Source organism: Planococcus liqunii (genome assembly GCF_030413595.1).
GTDB lineage: Bacteria > Bacillota > Bacilli > Bacillales_A > Planococcaceae > Planococcus > Planococcus liqunii.
Genome location: NZ_CP129238.1, coordinates 163,495 through 179,201 on the forward strand (window position 1 = coordinate 163,495; position 15,707 = coordinate 179,201).

At 48.6% G+C, this 15,707-nt stretch carries 12 protein-coding genes, 7 tRNA genes and 2 rRNA genes; 18 read left to right on the plus strand and 3 right to left on the minus strand.

All coding sequences use genetic code 11. The features are described from left to right. The first annotated feature begins 137 nt into the window (after positions 1-137). The 9 genes from QWY22_RS00865 (at position 138) to QWY22_RS00905 (ending at position 3,942) form a co-directional block, all read left to right on the plus strand. Positions 138-3,072 (plus strand): 23S ribosomal RNA (locus QWY22_RS00865). A gap of 52 nt (positions 3,073-3,124) precedes the next feature. Further along, positions 3,125-3,240: ribosomal RNA gene (gene rrf, locus QWY22_RS00870) — 5S ribosomal RNA — on the plus strand. Positions 3,241-3,278: 38 nt separating this feature from the next. Next, positions 3,279-3,351, plus strand: a tRNA-Thr gene (locus tag QWY22_RS00875). Positions 3,352-3,404: 53 nt separating this feature from the next. Continuing rightward, positions 3,405-3,479, plus strand: a tRNA-Glu gene (locus QWY22_RS00880). Between the two features lie 16 nt (positions 3,480-3,495). After that, a tRNA-Val gene (locus QWY22_RS00885) sits at positions 3,496-3,571 on the plus strand. A gap of 9 nt (positions 3,572-3,580) precedes the next feature. Further along, positions 3,581-3,664: transfer RNA gene (locus QWY22_RS00890), tRNA-Tyr, on the plus strand. A 19-nt stretch (positions 3,665-3,683) separates the two neighbouring features. Next, positions 3,684-3,758 (plus strand) — tRNA-Gln (locus QWY22_RS00895). Between the two features lie 10 nt (positions 3,759-3,768). After that, a tRNA-Lys gene (locus QWY22_RS00900) sits at positions 3,769-3,841 on the plus strand. A gap of 28 nt (positions 3,842-3,869) precedes the next feature. Beyond that, positions 3,870-3,942: transfer RNA gene (locus QWY22_RS00905), tRNA-Ala, on the plus strand. A gap of 70 nt (positions 3,943-4,012) precedes the next feature. On the opposite strand, the gene QWY22_RS00910 is transcribed toward QWY22_RS00905, so the two are convergent. Continuing rightward, positions 4,013-5,092, minus strand: coding sequence for a citrate synthase/methylcitrate synthase (locus QWY22_RS00910; protein WP_300982508.1), 1,080 nt, complete (start codon positions 5,090-5,092; stop codon positions 4,013-4,015). 103 nt (positions 5,093-5,195) lie between these two features. Here QWY22_RS00910 and QWY22_RS00915 point away from each other — a divergent pair, with 103 nt between their 5' ends. The 9 genes from QWY22_RS00915 (at position 5,196) to glmS (ending at position 14,648) form a co-directional block, all read left to right on the plus strand. Continuing rightward, a complete protein-coding gene (locus QWY22_RS00915) occupies positions 5,196-6,077 on the plus strand; it encodes a LysR family transcriptional regulator (RefSeq protein WP_300982509.1) in 882 nt (293 codons plus the stop codon). 14 nt (positions 6,078-6,091) lie between these two features. Next, positions 6,092-6,655, plus strand: coding sequence for a GNAT family N-acetyltransferase (locus tag QWY22_RS00920; protein WP_300982510.1), 564 nt, complete (start codon positions 6,092-6,094; stop codon positions 6,653-6,655). A gap of 70 nt (positions 6,656-6,725) precedes the next feature. Next, the gene (gene rocF / locus QWY22_RS00925) at positions 6,726-7,634 is read left to right on the plus strand and encodes an arginase (protein WP_036802655.1); all 909 of its coding nucleotides are present in this window, start codon (positions 6,726-6,728) and stop codon (positions 7,632-7,634) included. Positions 7,635-7,861: 227 nt separating this feature from the next. Beyond that, positions 7,862-8,425, plus strand: a complete 564-nt coding sequence (gene sigW, locus QWY22_RS00930) for an RNA polymerase sigma factor SigW (RefSeq protein ID WP_036802658.1) — start codon at positions 7,862-7,864, stop codon at positions 8,423-8,425. A gap of 12 nt (positions 8,426-8,437) precedes the next feature. Beyond that, the gene (locus QWY22_RS00935) at positions 8,438-9,073 is read left to right on the plus strand and encodes a zf-HC2 domain-containing protein (RefSeq protein ID WP_300982511.1); all 636 of its coding nucleotides are present in this window, start codon (positions 8,438-8,440) and stop codon (positions 9,071-9,073) included. Positions 9,074-9,174: 101 nt separating this feature from the next. Continuing rightward, entirely contained in the window at positions 9,175-10,011 is an 837-nt protein-coding gene (cdaA, locus tag QWY22_RS00940) for a diadenylate cyclase CdaA (RefSeq protein ID WP_074511702.1), read from the plus strand. Next, a complete protein-coding gene (locus QWY22_RS00945; RefSeq protein WP_300982512.1) occupies positions 10,004-11,011 on the plus strand; it encodes a CdaR family protein in 1,008 nt (335 codons plus the stop codon). Before cdaA ends, QWY22_RS00945 begins: the two co-directional genes overlap by 8 nt. A gap of 80 nt (positions 11,012-11,091) precedes the next feature. Beyond that, positions 11,092-12,441 carry a phosphoglucosamine mutase gene (gene glmM, locus QWY22_RS00950; RefSeq protein WP_300982513.1) on the plus strand — a complete coding sequence of 450 codons (1,350 nt, stop codon included), beginning with the start codon at positions 11,092-11,094 and terminating at the stop codon, positions 12,439-12,441. Between the two features lie 404 nt (positions 12,442-12,845). Further along, the gene (glmS, locus tag QWY22_RS00955) at positions 12,846-14,648 is read left to right on the plus strand and encodes a glutamine--fructose-6-phosphate transaminase (isomerizing) (RefSeq protein WP_300982514.1); all 1,803 of its coding nucleotides are present in this window, start codon (positions 12,846-12,848) and stop codon (positions 14,646-14,648) included. Between the two features lie 130 nt (positions 14,649-14,778). On the opposite strand, the gene QWY22_RS00960 is transcribed toward glmS, so the two are convergent. Both QWY22_RS00960 and QWY22_RS00965 read right to left on the minus strand, forming a co-directional pair. After that, positions 14,779-15,000 (minus strand): helix-turn-helix domain-containing protein, encoded by a 222-nt coding sequence (locus tag QWY22_RS00960; protein ID WP_300982515.1) that lies wholly within the window; start codon positions 14,998-15,000, stop codon positions 14,779-14,781. A 9-nt stretch (positions 15,001-15,009) separates the two neighbouring features. After that, positions 15,010-15,489, minus strand: a complete 480-nt coding sequence (locus tag QWY22_RS00965; protein ID WP_300982516.1) for a DUF2975 domain-containing protein — start codon at positions 15,487-15,489, stop codon at positions 15,010-15,012. Between the last annotated feature and the right edge of the window lie 218 nt (positions 15,490-15,707).

Here is a 15,707-nt window from a genome sequence, read left to right on the forward strand (position 1 = left end):
CAGACGCGGGAGCTGGCGTTTGGAGCTGGACATGACACTTCAACCCTTGTTCTTTGAAAACTGGATATGACGACATTGAAACAACGAAAACAAGCAACACGAGTGATGAGACCGATTTTTTCGGTCGACTTTCTAATGGTTAAGTTAGAAAGGGCGCACGGTGGATGCCTTGGCACTAGGAGCCGAAGAAGGACGGCACTAACACCGATATGCTCCGGGGAGCTGTAAGTGAGCTTTGATCCGGAGATTTCCGAATGGGGGAACCCACCGCCTTTAATGGGGCGGTATCCATGTGTGAATTCATAGCACATGAGAAGGCAGACCCAGGGAACTGAAACATCTAAGTACCTGGAGGAACAGAAAGCAAATGCGATTCCCTGAGTAGCGGCGAGCGAAACGGGATCAGCCCAAACCAAGAGGCTTGCCTCTTGGGGTTGTAGGACACTCAATACGGAGTTACAAAAGAAGCGGTTAGGCGAAGCGACCTGGAACGGTCCGCCACAGTGGGTAACAGCCCCGTAGCCGAAAATCGCTTCCCTCCTGAGTGGATCCTGAGTACGGCGGAACACGTGAAATTCCGTCGGAATCCGGGAGGACCATCTCCCAAGGCTAAATACTACCTAGTGACCGATAGTGAACCAGTACCGTGAGGGAAAGGTGAAAAGCACCCCGGAAGGGGAGTGAAACAGATCCTGAAACCGTGTGCCTACAACTAGTCAAAGCCCGTTTATGGGTGATGGCGTGCCTTTTGTAGAATGAACCGGCGAGTTACGATTGCATGCAAGGTTAAGGTGAGAAGCCGGAGCCGCAGCGAAAGCGAGTCTGAATAGGGCGAATGAGTATGCAGTTGTAGACCCGAAACCAGGTGATCTACCCATGTCCAGGGTGAAGGTAAGGTAACACTTACTGGAGGCCCGAACCCACGCACGTTGAAAAGTGCGGGGATGAGGTGTGGGTAGCGGAGAAATTCCAATCGAACCTGGAGATAGCTGGTTCTCTCCGAAATAGCTTTAGGGCTAGCCTCAAGATTGAGAATCCTGGAGGTAGAGCACTGTTTGGACTAGGGGCCCATCCCGGGTTACCGAATTCAGACAAACTCCGAATGCCAGTGATTTATGCTTGGGAGTCAGACTGCGAGTGATAAGATCCGTAGTCAAGAGGGAAACAGCCCAGACCACCAGCTAAGGTCCCCAAATATCCGTTAAGTGGAAAAGGATGTGGCGTTGCTTAGACAACCAGGATGTTGGCTTAGAAGCAGCCATCATTTAAAGAGTGCGTAATAGCTCACTGGTCGAGTGACACTGCGCCGAAAATGTACCGGGGCTAAACGGATTACCGAAGCTGTGGATGGACATCGTAGATGTCCGTGGTAGGAGAGCGTTCTAAGGGCGTCGAAGCGGGACCGGAAGGATCCGTGGAGCGCTTAGAAGTGAGAATGCCGGTATGAGTAACGAAAGACGGGTGAGAATCCCGTCCACCGAATGCCTAAGGTTTCCTGAGGAAGGCTCGTCCGCTCAGGGTCAGTCGGGACCTAAGTCGAGGCCGATAGGCGTAGACGATGGACAACAGGTTGATATTCCTGTACCACCTCCCCGCCGTTTGAGCAATGGGGGGACGCAGAAGGATAAGGCGAGCGCGCCGTTGGTTGAGCGCGTCCAAGCAGCAAGGTGGGAAACGAGGCAAATCCCGTTTCCATCAACATTGAACTGTGACGGCAAGGGGCATTGCGCCCTGGAGTCCCTGATTTCACACTGCCAAGAAAAGCCTCTAGCGAGGCGGGAGGTGCCCGTACCGCAAACCGACACAGGTAGGCGAGAAGAGAATTCTAAGGTGAGCGAGTGAACTCTCGTTAAGGAACTCGGCAAAATGACCCCGTAACTTCGGGAGAAGGGGTGCTCTGGTAGGGTGTATAGCCCGAGAGAGCCGCAGTGAATAGGCCCAGGCGACTGTTTAGCAAAAACACAGGTCTCTGCAAAACCGTAAGGTGACGTATAGGGGCTGACGCCTGCCCGGTGCTGGAAGGTTAAGGGGAGTGCTTAGCGCAAGCGAAGGTGCGAACTGAAGCCCCAGTAAACGGCGGCCGTAACTATAACGGTCCTAAGGTAGCGAAATTCCTTGTCGGGTAAGTTCCGACCCGCACGAAAGGCGTAACGATCTGGGCACTGTCTCAACGAGAGACTCGGTGAAATTATAGTACCTGTGAAGATGCAGGTTACCCGCGACAGGACGGAAAGACCCCGTGGAGCTTTACTGCAGCCTGATATTGAATTTTGGTGCAACTTGTACAGGATAGGTAGGAGCCAGAGAACCCGGAGCGCCAGCTTCGGGGGAGGCGTCGGTGGGATACTACCCTGGTTGTATTGAAATTCTAACCCACGCCCCTGATCGGGGCGGGAGACAGTGTCAGGCGGGCAGTTTGACTGGGGCGGTCGCCTCCTAAAGAGTAACGGAGGCGCCCAAAGGTTCCCTCAGAATGGTTGGAAATCATTCGCAGAGTGTAAAGGCACAAGGGAGCTTGACTGCGAGACGTACAGGTCGAGCAGGGTCGAAAGACGGGCTTAGTGATCCGGTGGTTCCGCATGGAAGGGCCATCGCTCAACGGATAAAAGCTACCCCGGGGATAACAGGCTTATCTCCCCCAAGAGTCCACATCGACGGGGAGGTTTGGCACCTCGATGTCGGCTCATCGCATCCTGGGGCTGTAGTCGGTCCCAAGGGTTGGGCTGTTCGCCCATTAAAGCGGTACGCGAGCTGGGTTCAGAACGTCGTGAGACAGTTCGGTCCCTATCCGTCGCGGGCGCAGGAAATTTGAGAGGAGCTGTCCTTAGTACGAGAGGACCGGGATGGACACACCGCTGGTGTACCAGTTGTTCCGCCAGGGGCATCGCTGGGTAGCTATGTGTGGCCGGGATAAGTGCTGAAAGCATCTAAGCACGAAGCCCCCCTCAAGATGAGATTTCCCATTGCGCAAGCAAGTAAGATCCCTCAAAGACGATGAGGTAGATAGGTTCGGGGTGGAAGCGCGGCGACGCGTGCAGCTGACGAATACTAATCGATCGAGGACTTAACCAACATAGTTGTTTTCAATGTCGCATATCCAGTTTTGAGGGCGCAAGCACTCATGTCCAGTGATGATGGCAAAGAGGCCACACCCGTTCCCATCCCGAACACGGAAGTTAAGCTCTTTTGCGCCGATGGTAGTTGGGGGTTTCCCCCTGTGAGAGTAGGACATTGCTGGGCCATTTTGTTTTTTTATGCCGTAACGAATCTTTTACCTTGCTTCCATAGCTCAGCAGGTAGAGTGCTTCCATGGTAAGGAAGAGGTCACCGGTTCGAACCCGGTTGGAAGCTTTTGTTTTTATAAGGTTTCTGTAAACGGGAAAAGCACTTATTCATCTTTTTATGGCCCCTTGGTCAAGCGGTTAAGACACCGCCCTTTCACGGCGGTAACACGGGTTCGAATCCCGTAGGGGTCACCAATTTTTATAGTTATGTGGAGGATTAGCTCAGCTGGGAGAGCATCTGCCTTACAAGCAGAGGGTCGGCGGTTCGATCCCGTCATCCTCCACCATTATTTCTCGGTGGGGTAGCGAAGTGGCTAAACGCGGCGGACTGTAAATCCGCTCCTTCGGGTTCGGCAGTTCGAATCTGCCCCCCACCACCAGTTTTATTTATATTGGCATTGGGGTATAGCCAAGCGGTAAGGCAACGGGTTTTGATCCCGTCATGCCCTGGTTCGAATCCAGGTACCCCAGCCATTTTTATTTTGAGCCATTAGCTCAGTTGGTAGAGCATCTGACTTTTAATCAGAGGGTCGAAGGTTCGAATCCTTCATGGCTCATTCTTTATTCCTTGCGCCTGTTCAGCGCGGGGCCTTAGCTCAGCTGGGAGAGCGCGACGCTGGCAGCGTCGAGGTCAGGGGTTCGAGCCCCCTAGGCTCCATTGTTCCATGTGTATTTGTACTATCCATGTGTAAAAAGCCCGTATCCAATTTATTGGATGCGGGCTTTTTTTAGGTTCCGATGTATTCAGACTGCGGACGGAAAATGACATTGTCTTCTTGCTGTTCCATCGCATGGGCAGTCCAGCCGACGATACGGGCTGCGCTAAACGTAGAGGTAAAGAGCGCTGAAGGCATTGCGATGGACCGCATAATGGCAGCCGCATAGAATTCCACGTTCGTGTGCAGCGCACGTCCTGGTTTGTGTTGCTCTAGGAGGCGGACAATCTCTTTTTCAGCCGCCACGGCCAAATCGAGCCATGGATCTGCTCCTTGCAGGGCGAGGCATTTCTCTCTTAATACAATCGATCGTGGATCTTCAGTCCGGTAAATGCGATGCCCAAAGCCCATAATTTTTTCGCCATTGGCCAATTTCTCGAGAATGACCGGTTCAATGCGCTCTGGCGTTTGAATTTCATCGAGCAAGTCGATGACTCCTGAAGGCGCTCCTCCGTGAAGGGGGCCTTTCATAGTGCCGATGGCGGAAGTAACAGCAGAGACAAGGTCCGATTCTGTAGAGATGGTGACGCGGGCAGCAAATGTCGAAGCGTTCATGCCGTGCTCCATCGTCAGCTTTAAATACGTTTCCAATGCTTCAATCTGCGCTTGTGAAGGTTCGCGTCCATTCAACATCCACAAATAATTGGCGGTATGCCCGAGATCTTCGCGCGGTTGAATCATGTCTTTTTCTTCCTGCAAGCGGAACAAAAGAGCAATCAGTACAGGGAAAGCAGCCGTTAAGGCTGTAGTTTGTTCACTGATTGGCAGCTTGGTAAATTCCTTATGGCTGTAAGCGGAAATCAAGGTCCGCAGATTATCCATCAAGGGCGCTTCAAGGGGCAGCAGTTTGGCTGTTTCAATCACGTGAACCGGAAGTTTGCGGTATTCAATTAATCCACTTCGCAAGCCAGCGAGTTCTTCTGGTGATGGATTCCGGCCATGCCACAAAAAGTATGCTGCTTCTTCAAATGACTTTCCGCTGATTGCCTCTTTCACTTGTATCCCGCGGTAGCGCAATTCTCCTTTGTCTCCATCTACCGAAGCTATTTTTGTTTGGACCGCTGTAATTCCTTTTAATCCTTTCTGGAACATCGTAACTCCTCCTTTGCTTTTATTTTACTCCTGTTGATTGATAACAAAAATTAAAGATATATAATTGAAATAATTCAAATTGTTAATTGAAGGAGGCAAAAATATGGAGCTCAATTGGCTGCGGACGTTTGTGGATGCCGCTGAAACGTTAAATTTCCGGAAAACTTCCGAACGGTTGTTAATGTCACAGCCAAGTGTCACGGTCCACATCCGGCTATTGGAAGAAAGCCTTGGGGTTTTATTATTCAAGCGCGAAAAGAACCGCGTTTCGCTGACAGAAGAAGGGCGTCATTTCTGCCCGAAGGCTAAAGGTATACTGGCCCAGATGGATCAAAGCATCGGGGACCTTCAAGCTTTTGCCCAAGGCTACCGAAAGAAATGGACGCTTGCAATTTCACCCTTAATGGCCGAGACGATGTTGCCGTATATTTTAAAATCGTTTACACGGGACCACCCGGACCTTGAACTAGTGATTCAAGTGGAAGAGTCGGAGCACATAGAAGAACTTGTGGAAACAGAGCAGGTGTCGGCAGGCATTTCCGCATTGCGCCCTAAGCGGCAAGATATCCAATGTGAAACGGTTTACAACGATCCGCTTCTTTTTATTTTGCCAAGAGATGCGTACGATGATGAGTCTGGCCCAGCGGTTTCAGGAGAAGCGATGCTCCAGTCGGCCTTTCTGTTTACACACCATCATCCGGCTTTTTGGAATGAGCTGCTCCTAAAGCTGCGTCTTCATGTTACAGGAATCCGGACAATGAAAGTGACACAGGCCCATATTGCTAAACGATTTATCCAAGAAGGCCTTGGCGTGTCATTTTTGCCTAAATCCATGGTGAGGCGGGAGCTGATTGAAGGACGTTTAATGGACGCCCATTTTGATTTGTTTCCGCTGCCGGAAGTGTCCACGTATTTTTTAACGAAGCAGATGGGCAAACTTGAAAAAGAATTTTTGCAGCGAGTCCAGTCTGTGCATTTTAGTTAAGGGGAGAGAATGGCATGAAAATTGAACACTCAAACATCCGGTTGCGTTTACTGACGCGAGATGATTTTGAAGCATTGTGGGCGCTTTATACCCCTGCAATCTTCGAACACATGCTGACGAAAGTGGAAAGCTTTGAACAGTTGTGTGCTTGGCTGGAAACAGGGCTGAAGGGGGACGATGTACTTATTTTTGCTGTAGAAGATCCAAAAAGCGCAGAAATCATCGGCACCACCCGCATTTATGCAATCGATGAAGCAAATAAAAGCTGTGAAATCGGTTCAACCTTTTATGCAGAAACTGCACAGCGTACTCATGTAAATACTGCAGTAAAAGCTGCATTGCTCCAATATTGCTTTGAAGAGCGGGGCATGATTCGGGTACAATTCAAAACAGATGCAGAAAACAGCGCTTCCCAAAAGGCCCTGGAACGAATCGGCGCCAAAAAAGAAGGGCTGCTCCGCAACGAACGAATCCGCTCAACCGGCAAGCCAAGAGATGCCATCGTGTATTCCATCATTGATTCGGAATGGCCGGCAGTAAAAGGCGGACTAGAAGAAAAATTGAATAAATATACTTGATTTTGTTCGGTTGAGCCAAAGCTTCCTTAACAGGTACAATGAATTCATCTTAATAAGGGGGTATAAAATCATGAATAAATTAAATGTATCTATTATCGGAGTACCGATGGATCATGGCCAGAATCGCCGCGGGGTGGACATGGGGCCGAGCGCCATCCGCTATGCAGGCGTTGTAGAGCGCATTGAAGCTTTAGGGCATACCGTGACGGATGAAGGGGACATCCAGATCGGCCATGCAGACGGCTCCATTGATACAGAAACCAACCTGCGCAATTTAAAAGTTGTGACCGACGCGACGGAAGCACTCGGCGCGAAAGTGTTTGAAGTAGCAGAAGCGGGGAATTTCCCGCTGGTTCTTGGCGGAGATCATAGCATCGCCATCGGGACACTCGCTGGAATCTCTGAGCGCCATGAGAACCTGGGGGTTATCTGGTATGATGCGCACGCGGACATGAATACAAGTGATACGTCACCGTCCGGAAATATCCACGGGATGCCTTTGGCAGCAAGTTTCGGACTTGGGCATGAACAGCTGACGAATATCCGCGGCTATTCACCAAAAGTGAAGCCTGAAAATATTGTAATCATCGGTGCCCGTTCTGTAGACCCAGGCGAGCGTGAGTTGATCAAAGAACGCGGCATCCGCGTCTACAGCATGCATGAACTTGATAAAATGGGAATGGATGCAGTAATTGATGATGCGATTCATTACTTGAAAGAAGAACGCCGAACGGATGCGGTCCATCTGTCGTTGGATTTGGACGGCATTGACCCAATGTATACGCCAGGTGTCGGCACACCGGTTCCAGGCGGCATTACGTACCGGGAAAGCCATTTGGCGATGGAGCTGCTGCACGATGCAGGAATCATCACTTCTGCCGAATTTGTGGAAGTCAATCCGATTCTGGATGAAAAAAACCGCACGGCGGATGTTGCAGTGGCGCTGATCGGTTCATTGCTCGGAGAAAAATTACTTTAAAACAGGCGAAAGCCTGTTTTTTTATTTTATGTAAACATTTCTTCTTCACTAGCCCAAAGCGACTTTCGAGCGCTTTTTTTATTGAAAAGAACCAAAACAATCTGGGAATAAGATGGATTTTAATGGTTTAAGTTTGGTACGATAGAAAGAGAAAAAATAAAAATGAAACTTTTTGAAAAGCAATCCGTATATAAAAGACAGCCGCATAGGCGGAGGGAAATGAGAACATGGATGCGTTAGTCAATAAACGAATAAAAAAAGTGTTAAAAGGCGATCAGAACGCATTCGCCGAACTCGTTGAGCTATATCAGCACCAGCTTTATCAAATCTGTTACCGGATGTTAGGGAACAAACATGAAGCAGAAGATATAGCGCAAGAAGCGTTTACACGTGCATATGTCAATCTCCATACGTTCGATCAAAAGCGCAAGTTTTCGACGTGGCTTTACCGCATCGCGACGAATCTGTGCATTGACCGGATCCGCAAGAAAAAGCCGGATTATTATCTGGACGCAGAAGTGCGCGGGACTGAAGGATTAAATATGTACTCTTCCATTGCCAACGATGATCAGCTGCCGGAAGAAGAGCTGATGCGGATGGAAGTACAGGAACGCGTGCAATATGAGATAAGTCGCTTGCCAGATAAGTACCGTGCCGCTATTGTATTAAAGTATATTGAAGAATTGCCCCTATCGGAAATTAGTGAAATTTTGGATTTGCCGCTAGGTACCGTGAAAACGCGGATACACCGGGGAAGAGAAGCTCTTCGGAAGCAATTGAGCAATTTGTAGGAGGCGAGCACGATGAAAACGTGTCCGGAAAACATCATTCATGTTATGGATGATTATTTAGATGGGGATTTGAACCCGTCCGATGAAGCAGTGCTAAAAGCACATTTGGAAAGCTGCATCGAATGTCGGAGATTGTATCACGAACAAACCAAAACGATCGCACTTGTCCAAAGTGCATCACATATACAGGCACCGTCCGATTTTGTGGCAAAGACCATGCAGCGGCTGCCTAAAGAAAGACAGCGCATCGGCGTGCAGCGCTGGTTCCGGCATCATCCGCTGTTGACGGCTGCCGCATTGTTTCTTTTGCTGATGAGCGGAATGCTGTTTTCCAATTTCAACAATGACCAGCAATTTGCCTTTACGAAACAACCGAACCTTGTTGTAGAAGGGGAGACCGTTGTGGTGCCTGCAGGCGAAGTGGTAACAGGCGATTTGACGATCCGCAACGGCGATCTGCGTGTGGAAGGTGAATTGCACGGAGATGTCACTCTTGTCAATGGCCAGTATATGGCTTCGAGCGGAGTCATTACCGGGGAAATCGAAGAGATTGATAAAGCGTTCGAGTGGATGTGGTACACCATTAAAGACGGCGTGAAAGATGCCGCCGCCATTTTCAGCGGCAATGGAGAAAAGAATGAAGAGTAATGCCTATCCTGCTTGAAGGATAGGTTTTTTCAATGAAGGCAAGGCAAATTCACTTATGTTATACTGATTTATATGCAGATGTTGAAAAGCGAGGGTTGCAGATGCCGTTTTTGGAGAATTTAACAAACCAAACACCACTCGAACTTTTAGTAAATGTCATTGATATTTTATTAGTATGGTTCGTTATATATAAGTTGATCACAATCATTAAAGGGACGAAAGCGGTCCAATTATTAAAAGGGATCTTTTTTATCGTTATTGCGTATCTGATAACCCGCGCTCTCAATTTGGAGACTTTGGGTTGGATCATGCAGCAAGTGCTGAATTGGGGATTCCTGGCCATCATCATCATTTTCCAGCCGGAGATGCGGCGAGCACTGGAACAGCTGGGGCGCGGAAAACTGTTCTCCAGCAGCCAGCTGAATGAGGAATCCGAACGCAGCCGGTTGATTGAAGCGATGTCGAAATCGGTCAGCTATATGGCAAAACGCCGGATTGGCGCTTTAATTTCAATTGAGCGGGAAACCGGATTGAGCGAGTATATTGAGACGGGCATTCCCATGAACTCGGACATTACGTCAGAGTTGCTGATCAATCTATTTATCCCGAATACACCGCTGCATGACGGAGCGGTAATTGTACAGAAAAACCGCATTGCCGCAGCCGCCTGTTATTTGCCGTTGTCTGAAAGCCCGTTTATCTCCAAAGAACTTGGCACCCGGCACCGGGCTGCGCTTGGAATCAGTGAAGTGACCGATGCCATCACCATCATTGTGTCGGAAGAAACGGGCGCCATCAGCCTGACAGCGAACGGAGATTTGCACCGCAACTTGTCGCTGGAAGATTTTGAAGTGAAGCTGCGCCGAATTTGGTTTGGTGCCGAACAACAGCCAGCTGATTCTGCCCGGTGGAACTGGAGGATGAAAAAGAATGGATAAATTAATGGATAGCCCTTGGTTTTTGCGAATTATGGCCCTTCTGTTAGCATTTCTTTTATTCTTTTCGGTTAAAGCCGACGAAGACGCTGCAAACTCCGCGAACAATGGCACGATTACGGAAGAAATCGAAGGCGTCGAGCTGGAAGTTTTTTATGGGGACACCAACCTGATGGTGAGCGGCTTGCCAGAGATGGCGGACTTGACGATTTCCGGTCCGACTAGTGCCGTGCAGACGACGCGCCAACTGAAAGATTTCACTTTGTTTGTGGACCTGCGCAATTTGCCGATTGGCGAACACCGGGTGCCCATACAGACTGAGAACTTGTCAGAACAGCTGAGGGTCCAAATAGATCCGGCTTTTGTAGACATCACCATCGAAGAACGGGTAACCCAGGAGTTCCGGATTGACCCGGAAATGAATGAACGCTTGTTAAAAGAAGGATTTGTTTTAGAGGAAATTTCAGCGGAGCCGAAAACCGCTTCGGTGACAGGCCCGAAAAGTGTCATTGATGCCATCAGTTTTGTGAAAGCGACCGTTACCGGTGAGCCGGGCGTCAATGAATCTTTTACAACCGAGGCCCGAATCCGGGTGTTGGCAAATGATTTGACGAAATTGGAGAATGTCGTGATTGAACCCGAAGTGGCAGAGGTCTCAGCCAAGATAGAAGAATACAGCAAAGAAGTGCCGGTGACCATTAAGCAAAACGGAGAAGCGCCTACGGGCGTAACGATCGAGTCTTTGGTCCCATCGAGCGAGACGGTCCGGATTTATGGCCCGAAAAGTGCGGTGGATGCCCTGAAGGAATATGTCGTGGAAGTGAATGCGGGAATCGTTACGCCGACGGATACGACAGTGGAAGCCGAACTGAAAGCTCCGCCAGGCACGACTTCTGTTTCGCCCAACACATTGAAAGTGGAAGCGGAAATCAGGGTCGACGAAACGGTTGAAGCACCAGAAGGCGTGGAAATTCCAGAGGTGTCAGAAAATCCGCCTTCTTAACTGGCAGGTCTGAATTTGATATTTGAATAAAACATGTATAATGAAGCGAGATAAAGCTATAGATTGAAGGAGAGAAAAGAATGGGAAAATATTTTGGAACTGACGGGGTGCGGGGTGTTGCGAACAGCGAGTTGACACCTGAATTGGCATTTAAATTAGGGCGCTTCGGCGGCTATATCTTAACAAAAAGCTCGAAAGACAAACCGAAAGTATTGATTGGCCGTGATACACGGATTTCAGGCGAAATGCTGGAAGGTGCGCTTGCAGCAGGCTTATTGTCTGTCGGCGCGGAAGTTATGCGCCTTGGGGTCATCAGTACACCAGGGGTTGCTTATTTAACACGTGTCATGAGTGCAGAAGCAGGCGTCATGATTTCAGCTTCCCACAATCCTGTGGAAGACAACGGCATCAAATTCTTTGGTTCTGATGGGTTTAAATTGTCGGATGAGCAGGAGCTGGAAATTGAAGCTTTGCTTGATGCAGAAGATGATACATTGCCGCGCCCGACCGGCGGCGACCTTGGCAGCATTACGGATTATTTCGAAGGCGGCCAAAAATACATCCAGTATTTGAAACAGGCAGTCGACGAAGAATTTACCGGACTCCACGTGGCACTCGATTGTGCACACGGTGCCACTTCTTCACTTGCTACGCATGTGTTCGCTGATTTAGATGCAGACATTTCGTCAATGGGCGCGTCACCGAATGGCTTGAATATTAATGATAAAGTGGGCTCTACGCATCCTGAAAAATTGGCTGAAATGGTAGTTGCCAAAAAAGCGGATGTAGGCCTGGCGTTTGACGGCGATGGCGACCGGTTGATTGCTGTGGATGAAAAAGGGCAAATCGTTGATGGCGATCAGATTATGTACATAATCGGAAAGTACCTGCATTCAGAAGGCCGATTAAAGAAAAACACCGTCGTTTCTACTGTGATGAGCAATATGGGCTTTTACAAAGCACTTGAAGGACATGGCATGGAGAGCAAGCAGACAGCTGTCGGCGACCGCTATGTGGTGGAAGAAATGAAGAAAAACGGCTACAATCTTGGCGGCGAACAGTCCGGCCACATCATCTTCCTGGACTACAACACAACAGGCGATGGTTTACTGACCGGTATGCAGCTGGTCAACATCATGAAAGTTACAGGCAAAAAACTTTCTGAATTAGCAGGGGAAATGACCATCTTCCCTCAAAAACTTGTCAATATCCGCGTGACGGATAAGCATGCGGTAACAGATAACGGAAAAGTGGCAGCAGCCATCGCTGAAGTAGAAAAAGACATGGCTGGAAACGGCCGTGTGCTGGTACGCCCTTCCGGTACAGAACCGCTTGTGCGGGTAATGGTGGAAGCGGCTTCGGCAGAAGACTGCGAGCAATATGTCGAGCAAATCGCGAAAGTTGTCCGGGCTGAAATGGGCTTAAATTAATAGAAGAAACCGGTTTGAAAGGCGGAAGCCTTTTAGACTGGTTTTTTGGTATTATCAGGATTTATTTTATTAAGGTTTTGTTGACGGACGTCCGCCGGCAAGGTATGATAAACTTGCCTAGGTTTAGGCCGCCAAAAAAGGGGGATAGTAAGGCGTACGAGGAAAATAGTTAAAGCGCCAGTACTGGGAAAATCGGATGGACAAATCACTTCCCAGTAGACGAGGAGGAGGAGTATCGAGATTTCGGCGGATACCTCCCGGCCGCGAAGCCCGGTCGTAATATCCAGCATTTAAAGCAGTTGAGCGATCGGCTGTACAACGATGCGGATGGGCTCACGACAAGTGTTTGCGGACATGTGCAAACGCTCATTTTGATTTTATTAGGAAAGCGGAGGAATTACATTATGTGTGGAATCGTCGGGTATATTGGAGAAAATGATTCAAAAGAAATTTTGTTAAAAGGATTGGAAAGACTGGAGTACCGTGGCTATGATTCAGCAGGGATTGCTGTACGCAACGGCAAAGGCATCACCGTCTTTAAAGAAAAAGGGCGCATTGCGGATTTGCGCGCAGTTGTGGAAGACGAAGTAATGGGAACAAGCGGGATTGGCCATACGCGCTGGGCAACTCACGGAAAACCGAACCGGGTAAACGCTCACCCTCACCAAAACGACAACGACCGTTTTACGTTGGTGCATAACGGCGTTATCGAAAACTACCACCACATTCAGCGCGACTATTTGGCTGATGTACAGATGGAGTCGGATACGGATACGGAGATCATTGTGCAATTGATCGGTAAATTTGTAGCTGAAGGCATGACAACGCAAGAAGCTTTCAGTAAAACGTTGACGTTGCTTAAAGGATCTTATGCGATCGCATTATTGGATGCAGAGGAAGAGCAAACCATTTTCGTAGCGAAAAACAAAAGCCCATTGCTTGTCGGACTTGGAGATGGCTTTAACGTAGTTGCAAGTGACGCAATGGCTATGCTTCAAATCACAGACCAATTTGTGGAATTGATGGACAAGGAAATCGTGATCGTGCGCAAAGACAGCGTGGACATTTTGACACTGGAAGGCGAGAAAGTAAGCCGCCAGCCATTTAAAGCTGAAATTGACATGAGCGACATTGAAAAAGGCACATACCCTCACTATATGCTGAAAGAAATTGATGAGCAGCCGGCAGTGATGCGCAAAATCATCCAAGCTTACCAAGGCGCTGATGAAAAATTGACGATCCAGCCTGAAATCATTGAGGCGTTGAAAGATGCAGACCGCATCCACATCATCGCTGCTGGGACAAGCTATCATGCAGGATTGATCGGCAAAGAATACTTGGAAAAAATGGCTCAGATTCCGGTAGAAGTGCACGTAGCCAGCGAATTCGGCTACAATATGCCGCTTCTGTCCCAAAAACCGTTGTTCATCTTCATTTCACAATCAGGCGAAACGGCTGACAGCCGCCAAGTATTGGTGAAGATCAAAGAACTGGGACATCCATCGTTGACAATCACGAACGTAGCAGGCTCTACGCTATCGCGTGAAGCGGATTACACACTATTGCTGTACGCAGGCCCGGAAATCGCTGTAGCGTCTACAAAAGCCTATACAGCACAAATTGCGGTCCTTTCGATTCTTGCAGCAGTTACAGCCCAGTCTAAAGGCATCGACATCGGCTTTGACCTGGTGCAGGAACTTGGAATTGTCGCGAACGGCATCCAAGCGCAAGTGGACATGAAAGAAGAAATGGAGCAAATTGCCCGTGACTTCCTTTCCACGACACGCAACTGCTTCTTTATCGGCCGCGTAATGGACTACTTCGTTGGCCTTGAAGGCGCATTGAAATTGAAAGAGATTTCGTATATCCAAGCGGAAGGCTTCGCCGGCGGCGAATTGAAGCACGGTACAATCGCATTGATCGAAGAAGGCACGCCAGTAATTGCGCTTGCAACACAAGAAGCGGTTAACTTGAGCATCCGCGGAAACGTAAAAGAAGTAGCGGCACGCGGTGCTCACCCATGCATCATTTCGATGGAAGGCCTGCAAGAAGAAGGCGACAGCCTCGTGCTTCCAAAAGTACACGAATTGCTGTCTCCACTGGTATCGGTTATTCCGATGCAGTTGATCTCTTACTATGCAGCGCTTCACCGCGACTGTGACGTGGACAAGCCGCGTAACTTGGCTAAATCGGTTACAGTTGAATAAGTACAATTAAAAAATTTGAGCCCGCTAATTCTTTATGGAATTAGCGGGCTTTTTAATGTTTCGGCACGTTTTAAGACAATGAAAAAGGAGCAGGGGAAACCTGCTCCTTTTGGTTTTAATTTGTTCATTTTCACTTCTCTTGCGCATTCTCAGCTCTGTACTCCAATATGTCCCCCGGCTGGCAGTCCAGCGCTTTGCAGATGGCTTCCAGTGTAGACAAGCGGACTGCTTTCGCTTTGCCGTTTTTTAGGATGGACAAGTTGGCCATTGTGATGCCGACCCGTTCCGAAAGTTCCGTGACGCTCATTTTCCGTTTCGCCAGCATAACGTCAATATTAATTATAATTGCCATATTCTCACCTCAGACTGTTAAATCGTTTTCAGATTTTATATCGATGGCATTTTGCAGCAGCTTTTGAAGAACCGCCGCAAAAACGGCGATTACAATGGCGCCAAACGTGATGATCATGCCAATGCCGCCGAGTCCCGGAGCGTCATCCACCTGTGCCATGTACAGGATGATGGGCAGGCATAGAATGTACAGCATGGTAATGGCAATGGCGCAGTACTTAATATTCTTCAACGCCTTGACCGACCGCTCAGAGAACGCGATGTTCTTGTCAATGTAGCCCAGCAGTTTTAAGGTTTGGTACAAAGCGGTGAAGTAAGCGACCGCTGTCAAATACATGGCAACCAAAAAGACATATTGCAAAAAAGCCCATTGTGGAATGATTTCCGCTACAAATGAAGAGAGCGGCGGCACCACAAAGATACAGACTGCCAAGACCGGAATAGCCATCAGGATAATTACGGCCTTCAAAAAAAGTGTTTCCCGTTTCATCTAAAGCACCTCACTTAACTATTGATAGGTATAGTTTAACATATATTTTATCGTTTTGCGATAAAATATTATCTATAAGCAATAATATTGAGCTCCTTTGCTATTCCGTTTCCTAAGTCAGCCAAACCCTGAGTATGGAGAACAAAATTCCAGCTTGCTTTTAAAAGAAGCTGGTTTCTTCTTGGCTTTTCATAAATGTAAGCAGCTCGAAATTAAAT

Excerpts from the sequence above, each read along its gene's own strand:
- QWY22_RS00910 (WP_300982508.1), bottom strand. The coding sequence starts at position 5,092 with ATGTTCCAGAAAGGATTAAAAGGAATTACAGCGGTCCAAACAAAAATA.
- QWY22_RS00915 (WP_300982509.1), top strand. The coding sequence starts at position 5,196 with ATGGAGCTCAATTGGCTGCGGACGTTTGTGGATGCCGCTGAAACGTTA.
- QWY22_RS00920 (WP_300982510.1), top strand. The coding sequence starts at position 6,092 with ATGAAAATTGAACACTCAAACATCCGGTTGCGTTTACTGACGCGAGAT.
- rocF (WP_036802655.1), top strand. The coding sequence starts at position 6,726 with ATGAATAAATTAAATGTATCTATTATCGGAGTACCGATGGATCATGGC.
- sigW (WP_036802658.1), top strand. The coding sequence starts at position 7,862 with ATGGATGCGTTAGTCAATAAACGAATAAAAAAAGTGTTAAAAGGCGAT.
- QWY22_RS00935 (WP_300982511.1), top strand. The coding sequence starts at position 8,438 with ATGAAAACGTGTCCGGAAAACATCATTCATGTTATGGATGATTATTTA.
- cdaA (WP_074511702.1), top strand. The coding sequence starts at position 9,175 with ATGCCGTTTTTGGAGAATTTAACAAACCAAACACCACTCGAACTTTTA.
- QWY22_RS00945 (WP_300982512.1), top strand. The coding sequence starts at position 10,004 with ATGGATAAATTAATGGATAGCCCTTGGTTTTTGCGAATTATGGCCCTT.
- glmM (WP_300982513.1), top strand. The coding sequence starts at position 11,092 with ATGGGAAAATATTTTGGAACTGACGGGGTGCGGGGTGTTGCGAACAGC.
- glmS (WP_300982514.1), top strand. The coding sequence starts at position 12,846 with ATGTGTGGAATCGTCGGGTATATTGGAGAAAATGATTCAAAAGAAATT.
- QWY22_RS00960 (WP_300982515.1), bottom strand. The coding sequence starts at position 15,000 with ATGGCAATTATAATTAATATTGACGTTATGCTGGCGAAACGGAAAATG.
- QWY22_RS00965 (WP_300982516.1), bottom strand. The coding sequence starts at position 15,489 with ATGAAACGGGAAACACTTTTTTTGAAGGCCGTAATTATCCTGATGGCT.